The sequence below is a fragment of the Mesorhizobium sp. M5C.F.Ca.IN.020.32.2.1 genome (assembly GCF_004023105.1).
GTDB classification, from domain to species: domain Bacteria; phylum Pseudomonadota; class Alphaproteobacteria; order Rhizobiales; family Rhizobiaceae; genus Mesorhizobium; species Mesorhizobium wenxiniae.
The window spans coordinates 1-5,691 of record NZ_RZSX01000382.1 but is presented as its reverse complement, the minus strand read 5'-3'; the positions used below and the strand labels follow the sequence as shown (position 1 = coordinate 5,691).

The window sequence follows — 5,691 nt, the reverse complement described above, 5'->3', positions numbered from 1 at the left end:
CTTTTCTATCTTCCAGATCTACATCGCCGCCTATGGCAGCCTTCCGAGCCAGGTGGTGCGCGCCATGCATGTCGGCTTCTTGCTGTTGCTCGGCTTTGCCCTGATCGCCAATCTGCGCGCCACAAGCACACCGGCGAAAGCAGCGTTCTGGACGCTCGGCGTGCTCGGCTTTGCCACCGGCCTCTACAATTGGGTCTTCTATACCGACCTCATCCGCCGCTCCGGCTTCCTCACCACGCCGGACCTGATCATCGGCACGGTGCTGGTCGTGCTGGTCTTCGAGGCGGCGCGGCGGCTGATGGGGCTGCCGCTTGCCCTGATCGCTCTGATCTTTCTCGCCTATGCTTTCTTCGGCAATCACCTGCCGCCGCCCTTCATCCATCGCGGCTATGATTTCGCCCAGCTCATCGACACCTTCGCCTTTGGCACCGAAGGCATATACGGCACGCCGGTCTACGTCTCGGCCGCCTATATCTTCATCTTCGTCGTCTTCGCTGCCTTTCTCGAACGCGCCGGCATGATCGCACTGTTCAACGATTTCGCCCTTGGCCTGGTCGGCTCGTGGCGCGGCGGCCCGGCCCAGGTCTGCGTTCTGTCCTCCGCGTTGATGGGCACCATTTCCGGCTCTGGCGTCGCCAATGTGGTGGCCTCCGGCCAGTTCACCATCCCGCTGATGAAGCGCTTCGGCTTCCGTTCGGCTTTCGCCGGCGCCGTCGAGGCAACCTCGTCAATGGGCGGCCAGATCATGCCGCCGGTGATGGGCGCGGTCGCCTTCATCATGGCCGAGACGCTGAACATTCCCTATGCCGAGGTGGTCAAGGCGGCGATCATCCCGGCGCTGCTCTATTTCGGCGCCTGCTTCTGGCAGGTGTACCTGGAAGCCGGCAAGGCCGGCCTACAGGGCATGGCCAAGGCGGACCTGCCCAATCCGTGGGACGCGGTGAGAAGACATTGGCCGCTGGTGCTGCCGCTGGCCGCGCTTATCTATCTGCTGTTTGCCGGCTATACGCCGATCTTTGCCGGCACCATGGGTCTGGCGCTGACCATCGTGCTCATCCTCGGCACGCCGCTGGCGGCGTTGATCGGGCCGCTTGCCTTCCGCATCGTCTTCTGGCTGGGGTTGGGACTTGCCGCCGCCTCTTTCATGAAATTCGGCGTCAATATCCTCAGTCTTGTGATCGCCGGGCTAATTGTCGCCTGCGTCACCTTCAAGGGCGGTCGCGAGACGCTGCAGATATGCGTAGATTCGCTTGCCGAGGGAGCAAAGAACGCGTTGCCGGTCGGCATCGCCTGCGCCATCGTCGGCGTCGTCATCGGCACTTTGACGCTCACCGGCATCGCCTCGACTTTCATCGGCTGGATCATCTCCATCGGCGAGAACAATCTGTTCCTGTCACTGGTGCTGACCATGCTGACCTGCCTGGTGCTCGGCATGGGCATACCGACAATCCCCAACTACATCATCACCTCGTCGCTGGCCGGACCGGCATTGCTGTCGCTCGGTGTGCCGCTGGTGGTCAGCCATATGTTCGTCTTTTATTTCGGCATCATGGCCGACCTCACACCGCCGGTGGCGCTGGCCGCCTTCGCCGCCGCGCCCATGGCCAAGGAGAGCGGCCTCAAGATCGGCATCCAGGCCACCAAGCTTGCCGTCGCCGGCTTCGTCGTGCCGTTCATGGCGGTCTACACCCCGGCGCTGATGTTGCAGGACCCCGGCCCGATCGCCGCCCAGTTCGGCTATCCCGTCGAGGTCGCCTATGTCGTCGCCAAGGCTTGCGTGGGCATTGCCCTGTGGGGCGCAGCCACCGTCGGGTTCCTCGCCCGGCGCATGGCCTGGTGGGAACGTCTCGTCGCCTTCGCCGCCGGCGTGCTGCTGGTTGCGGCGCTGCCAGTCACCGACGAAGCCGGCTGGGCGCTCTCTGTCGCCTGGATCGGTTGGCATTGCTGGCGTGCGCGGCAGGCCACCGGCACCGCATGAGCCTCTGTATCCTCGCCGCCGGCAAGACGGTGACGCTCACTGTGGCTGCGTTCACGCTCGCCTGGACGCATTCGGTGGAAAAGACGCGTTGGCAGGAAGACTGGAAAGTGATGCCTTCCGGCTTGCAGATCGCCGAGGCGCGGATCAAGGGCTCGGGCGCCGGCATGGAGCCGCCGGAAGGCTCGGTGCTGCGGGACGGTTGGTGGGTCTATAAACCCAAGATGGCGCCGCAGCGGCGCCTTGTGCTCGCGGCCTCTGGCGCGACGGGTGAAGGCTGGACGCTGTGCACGATTCAGGGCTGCCGCGAACTCGCCAGGGCGGCAGGCGACGCGATCTTGCTGGAGCCTTGCGAAGCTTCGAGCCAGCCGCGATAACGGATGATTCCGGCAAAGGGGGGTGCCGATCCGCCCGCGGTATCGTGCAGGATAGAACCCTTGCAGCGGCCGGCCTAGCCAATCAGCCGCCCTTTCAACTCGGCGGACGGGATTTCGCAGCTCTCTTTCCTGCCGAACAGCGCGTAACGATTCTTCGCAACGCGATCGTAGAGCCAGTCGCGAAGCGGGCGCGGCAGCAGGAGTAAAGATCTCGCCGCCCGCCACGGCCAGCCCAGTTCCGCCATCACGGCAATGAAACTGTCCAGCCGCGTGAAGGCGGCACCGTCGATGAGGGCCAGATTGGTCTCGTAGCTGTCCGTCCGCAGCCCGTATTTTCGGAACAGCGCTTCGCCGAGCGGCGACTGGGCCGTGGCGAAACGGAAGCGGCTTTTGCGGTCGAGCCTGACCACCATGCGCACAAAGCCAGAGCACAGCACGCAGACGCCGTCGAACACGATCAGAGGCTGGCTTGCATCGAAGGCTGGCTTTTCGGGAGGATGGTCTGGCTGGGCGGTCACGCGAGTCCCGGCTGATTGGTGTCAAACGACAATAAGCTTGCCGGCGGCGAGATCAAAGCCCCTGAATCTCAAAGCCCTAGAATCTCAGAACCTTGGCGTTGTCGCACGCCGCCTGTCGGCGAGCCCAGGACGTTCCGCGCGATAGGTCGTCGCACGGTGATCGGCGGCCGGCCTGCAGATCCGGCTGTCGTGACGGCCTTCCATGGTCGTCATCAGTGCGCGCTGATGCCGAGCGTGTGGCCGCGGCGTGCGCAAGCGGGGCCGGGGCCGCGCATGTAATAGCGCTCCGGCCGGTAGGTCGGCGCGACGAATTCGCGGATGGCGGCAGCGTAGCCGATGAAGTGCGTCAAGAAGTTCATTGTCCCTGTCCCTGTCCCAATTTCGGATGTCCCTTCCGAATTGCGGGCATCATAGCGTCGAGGCGTGAATAGTCGGTGAACACGATGTTAATCTTTGGTCAAAAAGGCCTTGGTTCGTGGCTGGAATGCGGCTGATTCGGGGTCTTTCCATGCAGTTCGTCGGCATTCCGGCTAGTGTGACTTTTGCATCACATATGTTTCGTTTGGATGTCGCTGCGGCGCGCTTCTGTTTCAACTTTGGCCGGCGCCGCGAAATTTCCGTGCGTGCTCGGGGAAAGCCAGGAACCCGTCCGATAGCCGCACGTTGACGCTAAAAGCCGGGACCAAGCCGGCCCACCAGGCAGCGGCTTCCGTGCGGAACCGCCGCCAGGAGCCCGCACAGCTAGAACAATGGAAAGGCAAAGCCATGGGTTTCTTTTCGAAAGACATCAAGACGCTGGACGACCTCTTCGTCCACACGCTTCGCGACATCTATTACGCCGAAAAACAGATCGAGAAGTCGCTGCCGAAGATGATCGACAAGGCTACCGATCCGCAGCTGAAAGCCGGCCTGGAGAAGCACCTCGGCCAGACCAAAGGCCATATCGAGCGGGTCGAGAAGGTGTTCGAACTGCATGGCGTGAAGGCCAAGACGGTCAACTGTCCGGCTATCGACGGCATTCTCGAGGAAGCCGATGAAGTCAGCGGCGACATCGACGACAAGGACGTTCTCGACGCCGCCCTGATCGCATCCGCGCAAGCGGTCGAGCACTACGAGATAACCCGTTACGGCACCCTGATCGCCTGGGCCAAGCAGCTTGGCCGTACCGACTGTGCCAATGTCCTGGCCAACAACATCAAGGAAGAGCAGGCGACCGACCGCAAGCTTACCGAGATTGCGGAAGCCAAGGTCAACCTTCAGGCCGCGGAATAGCACTCGCGATCGAGGCAAGGCCGGACAACCCGGCTTTGCCTCACTTTCCGTACCTGGACGTCGACCGTATAATGCGCCACGCCTCGTTCCAGATTGCGCGAGGACAAACCGGCGGAGGAAGTCGTGCAGGAAAAGCCGAAGGCACCCGCAGGCAAGGCCGACACCAAGGCAAAGCCTGCCGGGGGCAAGGGCGAGACCTCTGTCAAATCCGCCGGGAGGGCAAAAACCGTCGTAAAACTTTCTCATCCCGACAAGCTTCTGTGGCCGCAGGAGAAGGTCTCTAAGCAGGGGCTGCTCGATCATTACGCTTTGGTCTGGCCGCGCATGCAACAATACGTCGTCAATCGGCCGCTCAGCCTTGTACGGGCGCCGGACGGCGTCGGCGGCCAACGCTTCTTCCAAAAGCATGCGTCCGCAGGCATGCACGAAAAAATCGCCAGGATGAAGGATCCGATGGACGGCGAGGAGATATTGTTCATCCGCGATTTCGATGGTGTCGCTGCCTTAGTCCAGCTCGGCGTGGTCGAGATCCATATCTGGGGCTGCACCATCGACGCACTGGACAAGCCGGACCAGATCATCTTCGATCTCGATCCCGACGAAGGCGTCGACGTGAAAGCGGTGCGCGCGGCGGCGCTACAAATCCGGGGCCAGCTCGATGAGCTGTCATTGCCACATTTCGTCAAGACCTCCGGCGGCAAGGGCTATCATGTCGTCGTGCCGCTGAAACCGTCGGCGGATTGGGATGAGGTGAAGGACTTCGCTCACGATTTCGCCCGCGCCCTCGAGCAGGCCGCCCCTGATCGGTATACAGCGACGCCGTCGAAGAAGGCGCGCACCGGCAAGATCTTCGTCGACTATCTGCGCAATGGCCGCGGCTCGACCACGGTGGCACCCTATTCGTCGCGGGCCAAGAAAGGCGCTACGGTCTCGATGCCGGCGACCTGGGCGGAGATCGAGGCCGGGTTGGCGCCGAACGCCTTTCCGGTCCGCGACAAGACGACGCTGAAGCAGTTGGCGAAAGCCGATCCCTGGGCGGATTTTTTCAAGCAGGGCAAGCCGCTCAAGGGCGGCTGATCATCTTTCAGCCGAGAAAACCGTCTCGAAGGCCTGCTTGCCCATCGGCGAAAAGATCACCGCGCGGCTGTCCTTTTCGCGCCGCGCCCATTTTTCCAAAAGGATCTTGTCGAGAATGGCCGCGCCCAGCGTGCCGGCCAGATGCGAGCGCCGCACGCTCCAGTCGAGGCAGGCCCGACACACGGGTCGCCGCGCCTTGCTCTCGACATCGATGCCGATCTCGGCGAAATGCGCGGCGGCTGACGGCCCAAGCCTGATCTCCTTATCGTCGCGGATGAGGACTTTTTTGCCGACAAGACGATCCAGCATCGCCACTGCCTGTTCTCCGGCGAGGTGGTCGTAGCAAACCCGCGCCGCGCGCATGGCCGCATCACGCGGACCCGGCCGCACCCGTTGCGGCCCGACCGCAGCGGCGACACCGGTGATCGCCTCGATCATGCCCGCCACCTGCGGCCCGGCGAGGCCGTAGTAG

6 protein-coding genes and 1 pseudogene are annotated in these 5,691 nt (G+C 63.0%); 4 read left to right on the top strand and 3 right to left on the bottom strand.

All coding sequences use genetic code 11. The features are described from left to right. Both EOA86_RS19245 and EOA86_RS19240 read left to right on the top strand, forming a co-directional pair. The coding region (locus EOA86_RS19245; RefSeq protein ID WP_164891832.1) for a TRAP transporter permease at positions 1-1,978 on the top strand (1,978 nt) is incomplete at its 5' end. Beyond that, positions 1,975-2,352, top strand: coding sequence for a DUF1850 domain-containing protein (locus tag EOA86_RS19240; RefSeq protein ID WP_128343126.1), 378 nt, complete (start codon positions 1,975-1,977; stop codon positions 2,350-2,352). The genes EOA86_RS19245 and EOA86_RS19240, both read left to right, overlap by 4 nt. Positions 2,353-2,426: 74 nt before the next feature. On the opposite strand, the gene EOA86_RS19235 is transcribed toward EOA86_RS19240, so the two are convergent. Both EOA86_RS19235 and EOA86_RS19230 read right to left on the bottom strand, forming a co-directional pair. Next, positions 2,427-2,870: a DCC1-like thiol-disulfide oxidoreductase family protein gene (locus tag EOA86_RS19235; protein WP_065006453.1), complete on the bottom strand. Its 444-nt coding sequence runs from the start codon at positions 2,868-2,870 to the stop codon at positions 2,427-2,429. A gap of 212 nt (positions 2,871-3,082) precedes the next feature. Further along, complete coding sequence (locus tag EOA86_RS19230; RefSeq protein ID WP_128343125.1) at positions 3,083-3,229, bottom strand: hypothetical protein; 147 nt, start codon at positions 3,227-3,229, stop codon at positions 3,083-3,085. A gap of 406 nt (positions 3,230-3,635) precedes the next feature. On the opposite strand from EOA86_RS19230, the gene EOA86_RS19225 reads away from it, so the two are divergent. Further along, a complete protein-coding gene (locus EOA86_RS19225) occupies positions 3,636-4,142 on the top strand; it encodes a ferritin-like domain-containing protein (RefSeq protein ID WP_027154740.1) in 507 nt (168 codons plus the stop codon). Positions 4,143-4,204: 62 nt separating this feature from the next. Continuing rightward, a pseudogene (ligD, locus tag EOA86_RS19220) lies at positions 4,205-5,219 on the top strand (DNA ligase D); the annotation flags it as partial. On the opposite strand, the gene EOA86_RS19215 reads toward ligD, so the two are convergent. Beyond that, on the bottom strand, positions 5,220-5,691 hold a 472-nt coding region (locus EOA86_RS19215; protein WP_128343123.1), incomplete at its 5' end, for a transcriptional regulator.